Consider the following 17239-nt stretch of genomic DNA (forward strand, 5'->3'; position numbering starts at 1 on the left):
TGTTGACTCGCCGTTAAATGCGGTATCGTGCACTCCAATTCAGTCCCACATTGAAATCAGTTGCCTTACGCCCGACGTGCGACGAAATCCGCAGGATTACGTCGCCCGGCCGAGCTGACGCAAGGGAGCGGTCAGATGAGCTCAGCAGTTCGGCAGAAGCGCCCCGGGTGGCGCACCCTTGTCGTCGTCGCGGTCAGCGCCGTCGCGGCGCTCAGCATGGCGGCGTGCACGCCGGTGCCCAAGGCGACGCAGGCGACGATCAAGTCCCCGGGCATCACGCTCGAGAACACCGGGGCCGAGGTCGACAAGGTCACCATCGCGCTGCCGGGGTCGCTGTCGAACCTGTATCCGGGCGTGGAAGACGGCATCCTCAACTACAACGTCATCGCCTCGGTGCAGGAAGGCCTGGTCGGTCGCGACGCGTCGGGCAAGATGGTCGGCGCGCTCGCCTCGAGCTGGACGACGCCGGATGCCACGACCTACGTGTTCGAACTGCGCAAAGACGCCAAGTTCCAGAACGGCGATCCGGTCACGGCCGAGGACGTCGCGTTCAGCATCAAGGAAGCGGCCGACGCCACAGCATCCCCCGGCACGTACTACTACCTGCAGAACATGGCATCCGTGGCGGTGACCGGGCCCGACGAGGTGACCGTCAAGACCAAGCACGCCGACGCCGGATTCCTCGTGAACATGTCGATCGCCGGTGCCATCGCGGTCACGCAGAAGAAGTTCTGGCAGGCCCACAACGGCAAGATCGGCACCAGCCAGACGCTGATCATGGGCACCGGCCCCTACAAGGTGACCGAGTTCGTGCCCGACTCGCATGTCACCCTCGAGCGCGTCGACACGTGGTGGGGCGGTGTGCCCAAGGTCAAGAAGATCGTGTTCGAGTTCATCCCCGACCAGAACACGCGTCTGGCCGCCGCGCAGAAGGGCAACGTCGACATCGCGCTGAACGTGCCGATCACTCAGCTCAAGCAGTGGCAGAGCATCGGCGACTCGCGCATCGAGGCCGTCAACGACCTGTCGTACGTGGGCATGATCTTCGACCAGAAGGTCAAGCCGTTCGACGACGTCAACGTGCGCAAGGCCATCTCGTACAGCATCGACCGCGACGCGATCGTGCAGAACCTGCTGCGTGGCCTCGGCCAGCCGGCGACGGCGATCATGACGCCCGAGTCACTCGAGCCGGCGTACAGCGCCGACGCGGCCAAGAAGCTGCTGGCCACCCTTCCGCAGTACGACTTCGACACGGCCAAGGCCAAGGCCGCCCTGCAGGCGTCGTCGGTGCCGAAGGGCTTCACGGTCGAACTGACCTACCCCAACACCGGGCCGCAGATCGGCCTGGCCGCGCAGGCGATCGCCGAGAACCTGAAGACGATCGGCATCACCGTGAAGGTCAGCGAGGTGCCCATCGAGCAGTGGCTGGCCACTATCGGCGACGGCAAGCACGGCCTGGGCTTCATGTGGTACTTCTCGACCACCGGCGACCCGTCCGAGATCAACAGCTACCTCGTCGGACCGGATAACCCGAACAACTTCACCGATCCGGCCGCCGAGCAGATCATCACGACGTCGTCGGCGCAATCCGACCCGAAGGCCCGCATCGACGACCTCATGAAGCTCGAGAAGCTCAGCGCCGACAGCGCGGTGAACGCGCCGATCTGGTGGGGCCAGTCGGTGACCTACTTCAGCAACAAGATCGGCATCGACTCGTACAGCCCCTACACGTTCGTGACGATGTGGGGACCGCAGCTGTTCTCGGCAAAGGTCAAATGAGCGGCCGGCAGTCCCTGCGTCTCGCCCAGACGATCGTCCTGCGCCTGCTCGGGGTGGCGGTGATCCTGGCGATCATCTCCTTCCTCACCTTCGCGCTGATGTACCTGGCTCCCGGCGACCTGGTCAAGAACCTGCTCGGCAACCGGCCGAGCACCCCCGAGGCGGTCGCCGCGATCCGCGCCCAGTACCACCTCGACGACCCGTTCATCGTGCAGTACTGGGAGTGGCTGAAGGGCGTGCTGCACGGCGACCTGGGCGAATCGATCCGGATGCAGCAGCCAGTGTCGCAGGTGCTGGCCGACCGCAGCAGCGTCACGATCATCCTGATCGTGCTGTCGTTCGTGATCGCCGTCGTCTCGTCGATCCCGCTCGGCATCCTCAGCGCCACCCGCCGCGGCAGCGCACTGGATCGGTTCGCCAGCGCGGTCACGCTGACCGGGCTGTCGGCGCCGAGCTTCGCGCTGGCGATCGTCGGCATCTACCTGTTCGCGATGCTGCTGCCGATCTTCCCCGCCTACGGCGCCGGGTCGGGGCTCTGGGACCAGCTGTACCACCTGATCCTGCCGTCGATCGTCCTGGCAGCCGGCATCGGGGCGATTCTGATGCGGATGACGCGGGCCGCCGTGATCCGTGAGCTCGACGGCGACGCCATCACGTTCGCCCGCGCCCGTGGGCTGTCGCAGCAGGTCGTCCAGCGCATCGCGCTGCGCGGGGCCCTGATCCCGATCGTGACCAGCGCCGGCCTGATCCTGACGTTCATCATCGGCGGCACGATCATCGTCGAGACGGTGTTCGCGCTCCCCGGCATCGGGCAGCTGCTCGAAGAGTCCGTGCTGTTCAAAGACCTGCCGACCGTGCAGGCCCTGACCCTCCTGGTGGCCGCGGCGATCGGCATCGTGACGGTGATCGTCGACCTCAGCTATCTGCTGTTCGATCCCCGGGTGCGGGCGAGGGAGCTGAACCGATGACCCTCGAGAACGGCGCGCCGCCCATCGACGGCGGGTTCGAGAACCCCGGCCAAGGCGTCCCGTCGACGCCGACCGAGCGGATCGCGGCGGTCGGCCGCGCCCGCACCCAGTCGCTCAAGCACCGCAGCTGGACGGTCATCGTCTCGGCGGTGTTCCTGGTGCTGGTGGTGGCCACCGCGATCGCCTCGCCGTTCCTGCAGACGGCGGCCACCGCGCAGCACATCATGGACGCCACACTGCCACCCGGAACCATCGGGCACCCGCTGGGGACGGATGAGCTCGGGCGCGATGTGCTGCTGTTCACTCTCGCCGGCGCCGGGTCGGCGACGGTCGGACCGGTCGTGATCGCCGCGGGCTCGATGGTGCTCGCGATCATCTTCGGCACCGTCGCCGGCTATCTGCGCGGCACCACCGACTGGGTCATCGGCCGGGTCGTCGACATCCTGCTCTCGCTGCCGGTCATGCTGGTCGCCCTGGTGGTCGCGGGCGTGTTCGGCGCCGGCTACTGGGTCACCGTCGTGATGCTGATCTTCTTGTTCTGCCCCTCTGACATCCGCATCGTGCGCGCGGGCGTGACCGAACAGGCACCGCGACCGTACGTCGAAGCCGCCCAGATGCTGTCGCTGTCGCCGGCCAAGATCATGTATCGGCACATCGTCCCGAACGTGTGGCCCCTGATCGTGACGAACTTCCTGTTGAACGTCGCGATCGCGCTGGTGACGCTGTCGTCGCTGTCGTTCCTGGGTATCGGCGTGGCCCCGGGCACCCCCGATTGGGGGCGCCAGATCTCGGACGGACAGAACATCATGAGCGAGAACCCCGCCATGCTCATCGTGCCGGCCCTGCTGATCGTGCTGGTGGCGATGGCCGTCAACGTCCTCGGCGACTGGCTCGACGACACGCTGCGCGAACGGGGACTGCAGTGAACGGCGATACGCAGGATGCCGCCGCCGGCGGCGCGCACGAGGCAGGAGCGTCGGGCTTCACCGCGTCGGGCCTGACCGTGCACGGCCCCGACGGGGTGATCGTCGCGCCGCTCGACCTGACGGTGCCGGCCGGCTGCATGGTCGCCCTCATCGGCGAGTCGGGCTCGGGCAAGTCGATGACCGCCCGCGCGATCACCGGGCTGCTGCCGCGCGGCGTCACCGCCGAAGGGTCGGCGAACGTCGCCGGATTCGCCTACGACCTGGCCCAGCGCGGCGAGAACGCCTGGTCGCGGGTGCGCGGCCGGCGGGCTGCGCTGCTGCTGCAAGACCCGTTCACAAGCCTGAGCCCGCTGTATCGGTGCGGCGACCAGATCCGCTGGACGCTACAGGCCCAAGCACAGGCCGCCGGCGGCGGCCGGCCCGGCGCCAAGGCGCTGCGCACCGAGGTCGCGCGGCGGCTGGACGAAGTGCACCTGTCCGAGAAGGTCGCCGGGCAGTACCCGTTCGAGCTGTCGGGCGGCATGCGCCAGCGGGTCGCCATCGCCGCGGCCCTGTCGGCGTCACCGCAGCTGCTGATCGCCGACGAGCCGACGACGGCTCTGGATGCCAGCACCCAGGGCGAAGTGCTCGACCTGCTGCGCGAACTGCAGCTCGCGCACCGGATGAGCCTCATCCTGATCAGCCACGATCTGGGCGTGGTCGGCGGCCGCGCCGACCATGTGATCGTCATGCGCCGCGGCGAGGTCGTCGAGCGGGGAGGCGCCGAGCAGGTGCTGCGGCATCCCTCGCACGAATACACGCGCGCCCTCATCGACGCCAATCCCGCACTGACCGATCCGATCGGACCGCTCGCCGGCGCAGAGCCCGCGCTGCTGACGGCCACCGGCATCACCAAGAGCTTCAGCGGCACCATCGCCGTACACGATGCCTCGGTCGACGTGGCCGCGGGCGAAGTGGTGGCGATCGTCGGCGAATCGGGATCGGGCAAATCGACGCTGGCCCGCTGCATCGCGGGACTCGAAGCGCCCGACGCGGGCGTGGTCGAACTCGGCGACACCACGCTGTCAAGCACACGGCACGGGCGCACGCCGGGGCAGATGCAGATCGTGTTCCAGGACCCGTATTCGACGTTGAACCCCGCCTTCACGGTGGGAGCGGCCCTGGCCGAGGCGGTGCGCGCCAGCGGCACCGGCGCGGGCACCGGCACGGGCACGAAGCTCACCGCGCGGGTCGACGAGCTGCTGACCTTGGTCGGACTCGACCCGCAGCTGCGCAGCCGACGGCCGGCGCAGCTGTCGGGCGGGCAGCGCCAACGCGTCGCGATCGCCCGGGCACTGGCCCCCGAGCCGCAGGTGCTCATCTGCGACGAGAGCGTGTCGGCGCTCGACGTCTCGGTGCAGGCCCAGATCCTCGCGCTGCTCGACCACCTGCGTCAGACCCTGAACCTCGCGATGCTTTTCATCACGCACGATCTGAGCGTGGTCGCGCGCATCGCGAACCGGGTCATCGTGCTGCGGGAGGGCGTCATCGTCGAACGCGGCACCACCGCGCATGTGCTCACGACGCCGGACCATCCGTACACGCAGCTGCTGCTGGCCGCCGCACACCGCGACAGCATGGCCCACGTGAGCAGCACGATGCCGGACACGACCGAGGGGCCGGAGTGATCACCGTCGAGCACCGGCCCGGAGCGCACGTGCCCGAGACGCTCGCCACGCCCGACGCCGTCGCGCGCTGGTCGTCGGTGCGCGAGTTCTGGATGCCGGTGACCACCGTGATCCGCGCGGCCGATGGCACCCCCACCGCCGCGGCGCTGACCATGGCCCGACCCGGCACCGCCTACCGCAAGATCGTCGACGCCCTCGCGGCCACCGACGCCGACTACGCCGCCCTGCTCCACGCCGTGATCGCTCTCGGTGGCGACGGCGGTGGCCTCGACGGCATCCTTCCGGCGACGGTGCTGCACCTCGAACAGCGCGCAGCACTGCCGGCCGCTCGTGCGCAGGCGCTCGCCGACGCCGGGTTCGTGCGTCAGGACCCCGCTGTGCCGTCGGTGCCGAGCACCCTGGTGGGGCAGCCGGAGGGCGTGGACGTGTGGTCGCGGTGGAGCACGGACGCCCCGACCCGCGGCATCCCGTACTACGGCCAGACGACCGAGGTGACCTGCGGTGCGGTCACCGCGCTGGGCGCGATGCACGCGACCGGGCACGGCGCGTTCGCCGCCGACCGCGACGACAACCACTCGATCGAGCTGGGGTTCTGGCGGCTCGCGACCAACCTGCCCGCGTGCGAACCGATCGGCCTGGCCGTGGCCACGCGAGAAGAACTGGGCGAGCACGCCGTCTCGCCGCGGGTGATCGTGAGCACCGATCAGTCCGTGCTGCTCGAGGAGTTCGCCGACCGGCCCGGCGAACTGCGCCTGCGCGAGGACCTGCAGGCCGAGGCCCGGCGCCGCGCGGGCCTGCTCGGCGTGCCGGTCGAGCACCGCTGGATCGACGTCGCCGAGATCGCCGCTCTCGTGCGCGACGGCTCGAACGTCGGCATCCTGATCGACCTCGCCCCGCTCATCGACGACCCCTCACCACACTGGATCCTGGCCTACGACGTGATCGGCGACGACCTCATCGTCTCGGACCCGTGGGTCGACGCCGACAATGCCGAGACGTGGGCCGACACGTTCGCGCTGCCGCTGCCGCCGGCAACCCTCGATCTGGTCGCGCGCTGGGGCGACCCGGTCTATCGCGGTATCGTCGTCTTTCCGCCGGCAGTGGCGCCGTGACGGCCGCATCGCAGGGTGAGAAGGCCGCGTGCAGAAGGCCGCATGCAGAAGGCGCCGTGCAGAGGGGATGCCATGGCTGACGAAGCGGTGACGCGGGCGCGCCGTCAACAGCTGCTCGAGGCCGGAGCGCGAGTGATCGCCGAGCGCGGGTTCGCGAACACGCGGCTGGCCGATGTGGCGCAGGAGGCGGGGGTGAGCGCCCCGCTGATCGTGCACTACTTCGGCACGCGCGAACAGCTGCTGACCGACGCCCTGCAGTACACCGAAGACCGGTTCTATGAGCTCGTCGCCGAACGTCTCGCCCCGATCGCTCGGGCCGCCGATCGGCTGACCGAGCTGATCGTGATCGACTGCTCGCCCGAGCCCGACGTGAACCTGCCGCAGGGCTGGGCGCTGTGGTTCGAGATCTGGAACCGGGCGGCGCATGATCGGGATGCCGCGACCCAGCGCGCCGCGCTGGATGCGCGCTGGGTCGCCGCGGTGGCCGAGATCATCCGGCAGGGGCAGGTCGACGGCGACTTCCGCACCGAGGTCGACCCCGATCGTGCCGCCCGCATGCTTACCGCGCTGCTGGACGGCCTGTCGATTCCGCTGCAGCTGGGCGACCCCGCCGTCACCCCCGACGAAGCCCTGAGCCTGGCCTTCGAGCTGCGCGATCGACTCCTCCTGCCGACGGACGACGTCCACGCCCACGCGCACTCCTGACCGCACTCCCGACGCCGCTCGCGTCCACGCATCGGGCAGCCCCTTGACATTCATTGAATGACCGTTCAATGTATGCATATGACCCTCACGACCGCCCTGACCGCCGACTGGCCCCGCGTGCACACCGCGCTTCCGGGGCCGGTCAGCCGCGGCATCCTCGCTCGAAAGGACGCCGTGCTGCAGGGACCGCTGCGCGACGCCGAGAACGTGCCGTTCGTGCTCGGGCGCAAGCACGGGCATCTTCTCGAAGACGTCGACGGCAACGTGTTCGCCGATCACGTGTCGGCGTGGGGCGCCGCCCCGTATGGTGCGCAGCCGCCGCAGGTTCGGGATGCCGTGACCGGCGCGTGGGATCGCTACGGCATGGAGATCTCGCAGTACCTCGCCAGCGAGCCGGTGGTCACGCTCGCCGAGCGGCTCGTGGCGCTCGCGCCCGGCGCGATCACGCGCGCCGCGCCCACGGTCACCGGCACCGAAGCCGTCGAGGGCGCGGTCAAGCTCGCGCGCGAGGCGACCGGCCGACCGATCATCCTGAGCTTCCTCGGCCAGTATCACGGCGAATCGACGTATCTGACGGCGTCGGTCTCGACCGACATGCCCGGCAACACGAGCGGCATCGCGCAGTATGTGCCCGGGATCGTGCAGATCCCGTATCCGCAGTCGTTCCGTGCGCCGTTCCACGAGGGGCCCGGGCCGTACGACGACACGATGTGCCTCGACTACCTGCGCGACTGGGTGCTGCGCTACCAGGTCGAGCCGAACCAGATCGCGGGTGTGCTCATCGAGCCGGTCGCGGGCGAAGCCGGGATTCTGACGCCGTCGCAGGCGTTCTGGGATCGCCTGGTCGGCATGTGCCGCCAGTACGGCTGGAAGCTGCTGCTGGACGAGGTGCAGACCGGTCTCGGGCGCTGCGGCACGGTGTTCGCGGCCGAGCGCTGGGGGCTGGAGCCCGATCTGCTGCTGGTCGGCAAGGGCGTGACCGGCGGCGGCCAGGCCGTGGCCGGAGTGCTGGGCACCGACGAGATGATGGCCGACTCGACGACGCACCTCGGCGGCACGTACGCGTGGGAACCGGCCGCCTGCGCCGGCGCCATCGCCGGGCTCGACCTGCTGGCCGATGGCACCGTGCTGGCCAACACCCGCGAGCTCGAGCGCATCGCGCTCGAGGAGTTCCGGCCGCTGGTCGACGAGATCGACCAGCTCGGCGACGCCCGTGCGATCGGGGCATGGGCGTGTCTGGAGTTCGTCACCGGCCGAGGCGAGATCGAGCCGGCGCCCGAGTTCCAGCACGCCGTCAACCTCGCGGCGATGCGACGCGGCGTCTTCGCGATCAGCGAGGCATCCAAGTCGCTGTACCGCATGCAGCCCGCGCTCACGATGGAGCCGGAATTGTTCCGCTGGTCATGCCAGCAGATCGCCGGCGCGATCCGCGAGGTGGCTCGCGGCTGACGGCCGAGGGCGGCGAACATGCAGGTCATCGTGGTCGGCGCGGGTCTGGCCGGGCTGACCGCGGCCTGGGAGATGCACAAGGCCGGGCATGCGGTCACGGTGCTGGAGGCACGGAACCGCGTCGGCGGGCGCAGCTGGTCGCAGCGGCTCGATAACGGGCAGGTCGTCGAGCGGGGCGGGGAGTACATCTTTCCGGTCGAGTTCGCGATCCGGCGCCTGGCCGCAGAACTGGGGATGCCGGTGCTCACGCACAACGTGCGGTACGCGCGGCGCACCCTGCGGGGGCGAACCATCACCTTCGACGAGCTCGCGGCCACGTCGCAGCGGGTGCGCGAGACGCTCGCTGCGATGACCGCCGACGGCGTGGCAGGGATCTCGTTGGAAGCGGCCTTCGCCGAAGCGCTCGGGGCCGATTATCGCCACGACGCCGTCTACCGGCGCACCGCGACCTCGGCCGCCGCGGACCCGGCGCTGATCAGCGCGGCGGCGGTCCTCGGATTCGAGTCGTCGACCGTCGGCGGCTATATCGAGGACGGCGGGCGTCTGGTGGACGGCAACCAGTCGCTCACGCTCGAGATCGCCCGCCGGCTGGGCTCGCGCATCCGACTCGAGACACCGATCCGCGGGATCGACCAGTCGCCGACCGGGGTGCAGGTCACGCTGGTCGACGGGTCGCGCCTCGATGCGGATGCCGTCGTCGTCTCGGTGCCGCTGCCGGTGCTGCGCGGGCTGGAGTTCGGGTTCGCCCTCGATGCCGCCCAGCAGCGGGCGCTCGATCACCGGTTCATGGGCACGGCGGCCAAGCTCGCGGTTCCGCTTCGGCGGGTCGACGACGACAACGCCGTGCAGAGTGCCGAGCACACCTGGTGGTCGTGGCACTCGCTGTCGACCGATGGAGTCACCCGCATCCCCGCACTGTCGTGCTTCGCCGGCGGCGGCGAGGCGCTGGAGGCGCTGCGCGTGCAGGACGGTGCCGACACCTGGATGCGCGCGCTGCAGCGGCTGCGACCCGAGCTCGAGATCGACGGCGAGGTACTCCTGTCGACCTGGGCGGATGACCCGTGGGCGCAGGGTGCGTACAGCGCGCCCGGTCTGGACTGGCAGCCCGACGACGCGGATGCGTTCGACCGCCCCACGGCGCGCGTGGCGATCGCCGGCGAGCACACCGGGCTGGCCCAATCACTGTCGGGGGCGGTGGCGTCCGGATACCGCGCCGCAGCCGCGCTCGCTCCCGTCCTCACCGCCTGACTCTCGAGGTCTCCGACCTGGGCGGGACCGGAGGAGGCGTGCATCGCGGCCGATCCCGCCAGCGAAAGCGGTGCCAAGCTGGGAGGAGCAGACCAGACAGGAGACCGCCATGCCCTCGAACGACGAGCACGAGAAGGCCGAGAATCCGGAGGACATCCCGCGACTGTTCGTGCAGTTCGTGCAGGCGGGCGACTATGACGGGCTCGCCTCGCTCTACGAGCCCGACGCCGTGCTCGCGCTGCCGCCGGGCGAGCAGACGCACGGCAACACCGCGATCGCCGAAGTGTTCCGTCAGGTGTTCGCCGAGCGCACACCGGGCGGGCCAGGATCACAGCTGCAGCCGCTGCTGCGCAGCGGAGACTTCGCGCTGACCTCCACGCGCATGGCGGACGGGCGCGTGACCGCCGAAGTCGCCCGCCGTCAGCCGGACGGTTCGTGGCGGTGGGTGCTCGACAACCCCAGCATGTGACGTCGCCGCGCCGCCACCGTCAGCGAGTCGTTGATGGGACCGAGCGCGAGGTCGCCCAGTGTGCCACCCCTCGCGCCAGGGTCGCCGTGCAGAACTCCGGAGATATCGACATGCAACGGCGCAACACGCCGAGGATCCGGACCTCGTCGTGTCGATCGTCCGGAGTTCTGCACGCGGCACACCCGCCCACGGTGACTCAGCACTCGGATCTCATCCCGGCGCGACGACTCGCACGACGAGGCCGTGCCGCTCCCGCACGCGCCCGCCCGCGTGGGTGAGTGCGAGGTCGATCACGGCGACCCCGGCCTGGAGCGCGTCGATCTGCAGCTCGCGCCCGTAGCTGCCGTGCCCGGGAGCGTGCCCGACCGGAGGCATCCCGACCGTCCGCACCTCGATGGCCGCGGCATCCCCGGTGACGGTGGCCAGCCATCGGTAGCCCTGGCTGCCCGCGCCGGTGATCGGGGCGCGGAACTGCGCCCCGATCGTCAGCTCGAGCTCAGAGGGCAGGTCCAATGACCACTCCGTCGTGCCATCCGGTGCCGTCGCGCCAGAAATGCTGCATGCGTCCATCCTGCCTGCGGGCGACCACCTCGAGGTTGAACCCGAAGCTGCCCTGCACGAGGGCGAGCACCCGCTCGATGCCGGTGCCGAAGCTTGCACTGGCGCGCCACACTCCGGCGCTGTCGCGCCACCAGTGCTGCAGCACGCCCGAGGCCAGGGCTACGACGAGCTCGTAGTTGCCCGACGCGAACTCGTCGGCGCGCCCGTACTGACCCTCGATCATCACCGGTGCGGTGCGGCATCCGCTCGCGAACGACGCCGTCGGCGACCACGCCCAGGTGGTGCCGTCGGCCCGCGCCCAGTGCTGCAGGGTGCCGTCGGCGCGCACGCACACCAGCTCGAGGTCGCCCTTCGTGGTCTGGATCAGGCTCGGCCCCGCCTCGCGCACGTTCGTGCCGAAGACCGGCCCCGCGTGCCACCCGCCGCCGTCGCGCCACCAGTGCTGCAGCTGCCCGCTGGCCAGCCCCGCCACCACCTCGAAGTTGGCGCCGTACGAGCTCTGCACGAACCCGGGGGTGCCCACCGCATTGGCCGGACCGAAGGTCGCGCCGTCGTTCCAGGTGCCGTGCGTCTGATCGAAGTACCAGTGCCGCAGGCGGCCGGCGCTGGACGCATAGATCAACTCGAAGTTGCGGTTGTAGGTCGTGCCGGTGGCCGTCGGCTCGGAGCCGGCGTCGTTCGCGAACCCGGATGCCTGGGCCCACGGCAGGCTGCCGGTGCCGTTGTCGCGCCACCAGTGCGCGATGCCGCCGCCCGCGGCCGCGTGCACGAACAGCTCGAAGTTGTCGTGGCCCGCGCCGTCGCCGCTTTCGAACATGGCGCCGTTGTGGCTGAACCGCTTCGCCCACGGATCGGGGTTCGTGCCGCGCAGGCCGTACATCACGTTCGAGTCGATGTTGATCTGGCCGTATCCGATCCAGCCGTACCCGTGGTCGCCCCAGTCGTCTCCCCCGGGCGTGCCGCCCCACGAGTTGCGGATCAGCCAGGCCTGCTTGCGGTCGTCGAACCCGACGACGTCGACCACGTGCGTGCCGTTGGAGCTCTGGTGCGGAGCCGCCTTGTACACGGTCGAGATGTCGCTGTAGCCGTAGAAGTCGTCGAAGATCGTGATGGAGCTGGCCACGGTCGGGCCGACCTGCCAGATCCAGTTCTTCATGTCGTCGACGTTGCTCAGGGTGGTGAACGCGGGGATCTTGACCGTGCGACCGCTGCGGTCGAACGTCGTCGTCGCGGTCGTGTGCTGCGTCGAGCCGGTGCCGCAGCTGCTCGGTCCCGGCACCCAGTAGCCGTCGTTGTGCGCGGCCGGGAACGGCCACGGGATGCAGCCCGGGTCGGCCTGCCCGTTGTTCTTCACCCAGTTGAGTGTGTTCACGGCGTCACCGCACTGCCCGACCACGACAGTCAGGCCGCGCACGACATCCCCTTCCGACCGCGGTGCCCACGTGCAGTGCTCGATGCGGGTCATCGCCTCGATGATGCCGGTCGGGGCGAAGATCCAGCAGTGCTCCGAGTCGAACTGGTCGCGCGTGCGGGTGAAGATCGGCCAGCCGTTGTGCGTGCGCCAGTCCACCGCCGCGGGGCGTGCGGGCGCCGGGGCCGGCGGCGCGGGCGGCGTCGGCTTCGGGATCGGCAGGCGCAGCCCGGGAACGAGTCCGGGCGACGGCGCCTGCGCGAACTGCCGGGCGACGGGATGCTCGGACACCAGCTTCAGCACGTCGACGCGCTTCGTCGGGTCGGCGGGCTTGGGCGGCGGACCGCCGAGCAGCCGGCGCACGAGGGGCGCGTCGTCGGGGATCGACGGCAGCACCCGCCATCCCAGATCGTGCTGCGCGATCAGCGCTCGCACGTCGCCGTAGGTCTTGAGCGTCTGCGTAGACATGAGGGACTCCCGAAGATCGGATGCCGCAACCTCGGCATCGTCCACTGGGAAGAGCGGCCCGCGCATCGGGCTGATACCGCGACGAACGCGCGCGCGGATTCGCCATTCCGCCTTCGGCCCGGACCGGCTACAGTTTCATGAGAGCTTTCTCATTTTAAAGGGAGTCGTGCGATGACTGGACGCGCCCGGCGGATCCGGGTTCCGGGTGTCGCGGCCGACTTCCGCGTGCCGCCGGGGTGGACGACGCCGACCGATCAGTGGATCCGCGAGAACGCCCTCTGGCGCCCACCCGCCGACTGGACGCCGCGAGATGGCCTCCCCCTCGCCCCCGCGGACTGGGTGTTCTGGCTGCCGAACACGCACTGGTACGCCACGAGCACCTCGATGTACCGCGGCGTCATGCGCTGGCAGACCAGCGCTGCGTGGCTGGCCCTCGCCTCGATCCTGGTCACCACGGCATCCGCATTCTTGAGCGCGTTCCCGCTCGTGCGCCTCGCCGGGATGGCGCTCGGCGCCGCGATGCTCGCCTGCCTGATCGCCTACACCGTGCTCCGGCCGCGGACGACGCGGCGCCTGTTCCGACAGCTCGAGTCCGAGGCCGATCACCGCCGGTCGCAGCGGCTGACCCGCGAGTACCAGCGCTATCTGGTGACCAGCGCATGACCCTCGATGAGGCACGCCGCCACCTCGGCATCGAGCGGGGCGCCAGCGTGGAAGACATCCAGCAGGCCTTCCGCCGGTGCGCGCGATGGCTGCACCCGGATCGCTTCCCCGAGGTGGATGACGCAGCCCGCGCGCGCCTCGCGCGCGATTTCGACCGCGCCCGGCAGGCCCGCGACATCCTGGTGCGCTTCACGCTGGACGCCGAGCGCGAGCCGGCTCCGGCATCCGATCCTTCGACGGTCCGCACGGCGACGCGGCCGCGGCCCGGGTCGCGTCCGGCGTCGACCGCACGATCACGGACGGGCGCGCAGCATCCCCCGCGGGCCGATGCGCCGCGGGTCACGCTGCGCTTCGACGAGTTCGTCGCGTGGACGGATGCCGTCGCCTTCGCCGACGCCGAGCACTCGCGCGGCTGGATCGACTGGCCGCGGATCATCGTCTGGTCGGCGCTCGGACTGGTCGTGACCGGTGTCGTCAGCAGCCTGATCGTCGCGGGCGCGATGACCTGACCGCGCTGACCTCGTGACCCGCGCGGCCCGGCGCGACGGCGGAGCCGCCTGTCCGACCCCCGCTCTACCGTGGGCGGCATGCGCAATGCGAGGGTGATCGACGAGCCGGCCGCCGCGCATGGCCGCACCGCGGCATCCGCGCGCTCACACGTCGCGCAGGTGCACCCGCTCGCCGTCGCGCGACATGAGGTGGATGATCTCGGCGGGTCCCGGCCCGGCCGACGCGGTGCCGTGCGGGATCAAGGTGTCGAATTCGACCGCCTCACCGGCCTCGATCAGGTGCTCCTGGTCGCCGAGCGCGAGGCGCACGCGACCCGAGACGACGAAGAACCAGTCGTGGCCCGAATGCACCCGCTGCTCGACGCGGCGCTTCACGGGCACCGCCGGCAGCGTCACCTTGAACGCCGTCGGCCCCTCGCCGTGACGCGACAGCGCGACCCAGGTGCGGCCGTCGCGCGTGATCGGCGTGCCGTGCACGCGCGGATCGCGGGATGTCTCGACCCCGACGAGCGCGTCGAGTCCGACGTCGAAGACCGTCGCGATCGGCAGCAGCAGGTCCAGGCTCGCGCGCCGCTCGCCCGATTCGAGGCGCGACAGCGTGCTGACCGAGATGCCGGTGCGGGCCGACAGCTCGGTGAGCGTGAAGTCGCGACGCGTGCGCAGGGCGCGCAGCCGCGGGCCGACCGCGTCGAGCATCCCGGCGACGTCGACATGTTCTGTCACGATGTCTCCTTTGCTATTTCAGCAAGGATAGTTGCTGCTGGCTGCGCCCGGGCCGCAGAGTGAGGATATGACAGACACCGACATCCACGACGCGCTCATCGTCGGCGGCGGCAGCGCCGGACTCAGCGCCGCCCTGCAGCTCTCGCGCCTGCGCTTCCGTGTGCTCGTACTCGACGACGACGCTCCGCGCAACCGCTTCGCCGAGCACATGCACGGCGTGCTCGGGCGCGACCACACGTCTCCCCTCGACCTGCTCGCCGACGGGCGCCGAGAGCTCTCCCGTTATGGCGTCGAGGTTCGGCAGGATGCCGCATCCACCGCCACCCGCACCGGAGAGCTGTTCACCGTCACCACCACGAGCGGAGCCACCGCCCGCGCTTGCGCGGTGCTCGTCACGACCGGCGCGCGCGACACCCTGCCCGACGTGCCGGGGCTCGCTGAGCGCTGGGGTCGCGGCGTGCACCACTGCCCGTTCTGCGATGGGTGGGAGAACCGCGACACCCGAATCGGCGTGCTCGCCGAGAGTGCCGACCCGTTCCATCAGGCCCGGATGCTGCGGCGCCTGACCGATCGGATCACAGTGCTCACAAACGGCAGCCCGCCGTTCGACGAGACGCAGCTGGCGCACTTCGCCGCGTCGGGCATCACGCTCGACCAGCGACCGCTGGCGCGCGTGCTCACCACGGACGACGGCATCCGCGGCGTCGCGTTCGCCGACGGCGGCGAGTCGCCGCTCGATGCGCTGTTCGTCAGCCCCCGCACCGCGCCCCGCGACGACGTCCTCGTCGCGCTCGGCGCAGAGCGGGTGGAGGCCTTCGGCCGCACGTGGGCCGGAGTCGACGCGATGGGCCGCACCAGCGTTCCGGGCCTGTGGGCCGCCGGAAACGTCGTCAGCCCGATGCTCGGCGTCGCGGCATCCGTCGCCGCTGGCGCCACCGCCGGGTACGGCATGGTCGCCGAGCTGCTGTAGGGGTGGGGGAACCGGGCCTCGGCCGGCGAGGGGCGCGCGGTTCCTCCCCAGCCGGGCCCCGGCGGCCGGTTCTCCACCGATCCGGGCCTCGGCCACCTGCGGCGACCGGTGCACCCGTAGCGTCTCGGTCATGGAAGTCACGACCGTTCAGACCGCACTGTCCGTCACTATCGTGCTGCGCGGGATCGACCCGCCCGTCGAGCGCACCGTCACGATGCCCGCGCACAGCACGCTCGCCGACCTCCACCGGGCGATCCAGCTCGCCTTCGACGGCGAGGTGCACGCCCATCACGTCTTCAGCGACCAGGAGCCGTTCCCCCGCGGCTTCCCGCCCTCGCCACAGAGCGAGTACGACGACTGCGCCTGGACGACGCGTCAGGACCATTACGGATGGCGGCCCCGCCGTCGGTGGGGCGACACCTGGACGATGATCGACTGGCGCGACCCCAACGTCCTCAGCGAATCCGACACACCTCTGGCTGATGCCTTCGCCGACGGCGGGCGCCTCCACTATCGCTCCGGCGATCCGCACGAACCGGGTGACTTCGCCTGGTTCGCCCTCGATGCACACGGCGTCGTCGAGCCGAGCTCCTCGGTCAAGATCACCGGCGGGCGGGGCGCATCGCCGCTGTCGCTGCTCGCCGTGGCCGAGTATGCCCAGCTGCTTCGCGCCTACGCCGGTCCCTCGCATCCCGATCACGACGCAGCCGTGGCGCGGCTGGCGAGGGCAGCCGGGCCCTGGGCGGAGTTCGACCCGACCGGGTTCGAGCAGGGGTGGGTGCAGAAGCGGCTCGACAGGGGACGACCGACCCCGCGCGGCCGCACGCGCTCGCGTCTGGATGCCGTGCTCGAGGCGCTTCCCGCCTCGAACGCGGCCGGACTGGAACGGCATCTCGTCTCGGTGGGTCTGAACGTGCCGCCGCTCGTGACGCGCGACGAGATGATCCAGTTCGTCCGCCCGTTCGCCTGGCTGCTCGATCGTGGCCGCGAGGGCCTGCCGCTCGACGGCGCACACCTGCCGGCCGGGCTCGCTCAGGAGTGGGCGGATGCCTGCGGCACGACGGTCACGCAGCTTCCGGTGATGCAGCGGACCGCACGCGAACTGCGCTTCGTCCGCACCCTGCAAGGACGTCTGCTCACGATGAAGAGTGCGGTGCCGCTGGCCGATGACCCGCTCGCGCTGTGGGACGCATTGGCCGACAAGCTCCCGGAGGCCGGCGACGGCAGCCTGCGGTTCGTCAACGCCTTGGTTCTCCTGGCGATCGCCGATGGTTCGATCGCAGACGGCGGGGAGGACGGCGGGCTCGATCGCATCGCTCGCGCCCACGATGTCCGCAATGACGTCGACGAAGACGCGTGGCGAGCACGCTCCTGGTGGGAGGACCGCGACTTCTTCCTGCCCGCCGATCCGAGCGTGTCGGTGGCGTCGCGGGTGGAGGTCGACAGCATCCGGCCGCTGGTCCTCCCCCTCACCGAGAGGCTGGAGCCTCTCGGGTTGGCCGCGCGCACGCGCGACACCTGGAGGGCGTCGCCCGCATTGCAGGGGTTCGCACAGGCTGCACTGACCGTGCCGACGGCGACCTCGCTGAGTGGCGGGTACGGATTCTGACC

16 protein-coding genes are annotated in these 17239 nt (G+C 70.5%); 13 read left to right on the top strand and 3 right to left on the bottom strand.

Annotated features, from left to right (window positions below):
• The first annotated feature begins 135 nt into the window (after window positions 1–135).
• From AC0L6F_RS10340 to AC0L6F_RS10380, 9 genes are all read left to right on the top strand, one after another.
• Window positions 136–1779 carry an ABC transporter substrate-binding protein gene (locus tag AC0L6F_RS10340; RefSeq protein ID WP_473537838.1) on the top strand — a complete coding sequence of 548 codons (1644 nt, stop codon included), beginning with the start codon at window positions 136–138 and terminating at the stop codon, window positions 1777–1779.
• Window positions 1776–2747 (top strand): ABC transporter permease, encoded by a 972-nt coding sequence (locus AC0L6F_RS10345; protein ID WP_473537839.1) that lies wholly within the window; start codon window positions 1776–1778, stop codon window positions 2745–2747. The genes AC0L6F_RS10340 and AC0L6F_RS10345 overlap by 4 nt, the downstream gene beginning before the upstream one ends.
• On the top strand, window positions 2744–3673 hold the full coding sequence (locus tag AC0L6F_RS10350; protein ID WP_473537840.1) for an ABC transporter permease: 930 nt from the start codon (window positions 2744–2746) through the stop codon (window positions 3671–3673). The genes AC0L6F_RS10345 and AC0L6F_RS10350 overlap by 4 nt, the downstream gene beginning before the upstream one ends.
• Window positions 3670–5340 carry an ATP-binding cassette domain-containing protein gene (locus AC0L6F_RS10355; RefSeq protein ID WP_473537841.1) on the top strand — a complete coding sequence of 557 codons (1671 nt, stop codon included), beginning with the start codon at window positions 3670–3672 and terminating at the stop codon, window positions 5338–5340. Before AC0L6F_RS10350 ends, AC0L6F_RS10355 begins: the two co-directional genes overlap by 4 nt.
• On the top strand, window positions 5337–6452 hold the full coding sequence (locus tag AC0L6F_RS10360; protein ID WP_473537842.1) for a peptidase C39 family protein: 1116 nt from the start codon (window positions 5337–5339) through the stop codon (window positions 6450–6452). The genes AC0L6F_RS10355 and AC0L6F_RS10360 overlap by 4 nt, the downstream gene beginning before the upstream one ends.
• Before the next feature lie 72 nt (window positions 6453–6524).
• Window positions 6525–7157, top strand: coding sequence for a TetR/AcrR family transcriptional regulator (locus tag AC0L6F_RS10365; protein WP_473537843.1), 633 nt, complete (start codon window positions 6525–6527; stop codon window positions 7155–7157).
• Between the two features lie 78 nt (window positions 7158–7235).
• Window positions 7236–8606 (top strand): aminotransferase class III-fold pyridoxal phosphate-dependent enzyme, encoded by a 1371-nt coding sequence (locus tag AC0L6F_RS10370; protein WP_274636514.1) that lies wholly within the window; start codon window positions 7236–7238, stop codon window positions 8604–8606.
• Window positions 8607–8624: 18 nt separating this feature from the next.
• The gene (locus AC0L6F_RS10375; protein WP_473537844.1) at window positions 8625–9854 is read left to right on the top strand and encodes a flavin monoamine oxidase family protein; all 1230 of its coding nucleotides are present in this window, start codon (window positions 8625–8627) and stop codon (window positions 9852–9854) included.
• Between the two features lie 109 nt (window positions 9855–9963).
• Window positions 9964–10323, top strand: coding sequence for a YybH family protein (locus tag AC0L6F_RS10380; protein ID WP_473537845.1), 360 nt, complete (start codon window positions 9964–9966; stop codon window positions 10321–10323).
• A 210-nt stretch (window positions 10324–10533) separates the two neighbouring features.
• Here AC0L6F_RS10380 and AC0L6F_RS10385 read toward each other — a convergent pair whose 3' ends face one another.
• Both AC0L6F_RS10385 and AC0L6F_RS10390 read right to left on the bottom strand, forming a co-directional pair.
• Window positions 10534–10836, bottom strand: a complete 303-nt coding sequence (locus AC0L6F_RS10385; RefSeq protein ID WP_473537846.1) for a hypothetical protein — start codon at window positions 10834–10836, stop codon at window positions 10534–10536.
• Window positions 10820–12763, bottom strand: coding sequence for a C1 family peptidase (locus tag AC0L6F_RS10390; RefSeq protein WP_473537847.1), 1944 nt, complete (start codon window positions 12761–12763; stop codon window positions 10820–10822). Before AC0L6F_RS10390 ends, AC0L6F_RS10385 begins: the two co-directional genes overlap by 17 nt.
• A 171-nt stretch (window positions 12764–12934) precedes the next feature.
• Between AC0L6F_RS10390 and AC0L6F_RS10395 the strand changes: the two genes are divergently transcribed.
• Window positions 12935–13426 carry a hypothetical protein gene (locus tag AC0L6F_RS10395; RefSeq protein WP_473537848.1) on the top strand — a complete coding sequence of 164 codons (492 nt, stop codon included), beginning with the start codon at window positions 12935–12937 and terminating at the stop codon, window positions 13424–13426.
• Entirely contained in the window at window positions 13423–13935 is a 513-nt protein-coding gene (locus AC0L6F_RS10400) for a J domain-containing protein (RefSeq protein ID WP_473537849.1), read from the top strand. The genes AC0L6F_RS10395 and AC0L6F_RS10400 overlap by 4 nt, the downstream gene beginning before the upstream one ends.
• A gap of 144 nt (window positions 13936–14079) precedes the next feature.
• On the opposite strand, the gene AC0L6F_RS10405 is transcribed toward AC0L6F_RS10400, so the two are convergent.
• Window positions 14080–14658 (bottom strand): helix-turn-helix domain-containing protein, encoded by a 579-nt coding sequence (locus AC0L6F_RS10405; protein WP_473537850.1) that lies wholly within the window; start codon window positions 14656–14658, stop codon window positions 14080–14082.
• A 67-nt stretch (window positions 14659–14725) separates the two neighbouring features.
• Here AC0L6F_RS10405 and AC0L6F_RS10410 point away from each other — a divergent pair, with 67 nt between their 5' ends.
• A complete protein-coding gene (locus tag AC0L6F_RS10410) occupies window positions 14726–15628 on the top strand; it encodes an NAD(P)/FAD-dependent oxidoreductase (protein WP_473537851.1) in 903 nt (300 codons plus the stop codon).
• Window positions 15629–15758: 130 nt separating this feature from the next.
• Entirely contained in the window at window positions 15759–17237 is a 1479-nt protein-coding gene (locus AC0L6F_RS10415; protein ID WP_473537852.1) for an IS1096 element passenger TnpR family protein, read from the top strand.
• Window positions 17238–17239: the final 2 nt, after the last annotated feature.

Source organism: Microbacterium sp. G2-16M (genome assembly GCF_055809115.1).

What these genes read in the sequence shown, in the direction of transcription:
- AC0L6F_RS10410 (WP_473537851.1), top strand. Translation starts at nt 14,726, where the DNA reads ATGACAGACACCGACATCCACGACGCGCTCATCGTCGGCGGCGGCAGC.
- AC0L6F_RS10390 (WP_473537847.1), bottom strand. Translation starts at nt 12,763, where the DNA reads ATGTCTACGCAGACGCTCAAGACCTACGGCGACGTGCGAGCGCTGATC.
- AC0L6F_RS10380 (WP_473537845.1), top strand. Translation starts at nt 9,964, where the DNA reads ATGCCCTCGAACGACGAGCACGAGAAGGCCGAGAATCCGGAGGACATC.
- AC0L6F_RS10370 (WP_274636514.1), top strand. Translation starts at nt 7,236, where the DNA reads ATGACCCTCACGACCGCCCTGACCGCCGACTGGCCCCGCGTGCACACC.
- AC0L6F_RS10350 (WP_473537840.1), top strand. Translation starts at nt 2,744, where the DNA reads ATGACCCTCGAGAACGGCGCGCCGCCCATCGACGGCGGGTTCGAGAAC.
- AC0L6F_RS10345 (WP_473537839.1), top strand. Translation starts at nt 1,776, where the DNA reads ATGAGCGGCCGGCAGTCCCTGCGTCTCGCCCAGACGATCGTCCTGCGC.
- AC0L6F_RS10415 (WP_473537852.1), top strand. Translation starts at nt 15,759, where the DNA reads ATGGAAGTCACGACCGTTCAGACCGCACTGTCCGTCACTATCGTGCTG.
- AC0L6F_RS10400 (WP_473537849.1), top strand. Translation starts at nt 13,423, where the DNA reads ATGACCCTCGATGAGGCACGCCGCCACCTCGGCATCGAGCGGGGCGCC.
- AC0L6F_RS10375 (WP_473537844.1), top strand. Translation starts at nt 8,625, where the DNA reads ATGCAGGTCATCGTGGTCGGCGCGGGTCTGGCCGGGCTGACCGCGGCC.
- AC0L6F_RS10365 (WP_473537843.1), top strand. Translation starts at nt 6,525, where the DNA reads ATGGCTGACGAAGCGGTGACGCGGGCGCGCCGTCAACAGCTGCTCGAG.
- AC0L6F_RS10340 (WP_473537838.1), top strand. Translation starts at nt 136, where the DNA reads ATGAGCTCAGCAGTTCGGCAGAAGCGCCCCGGGTGGCGCACCCTTGTC.
- AC0L6F_RS10395 (WP_473537848.1), top strand. Translation starts at nt 12,935, where the DNA reads ATGACTGGACGCGCCCGGCGGATCCGGGTTCCGGGTGTCGCGGCCGAC.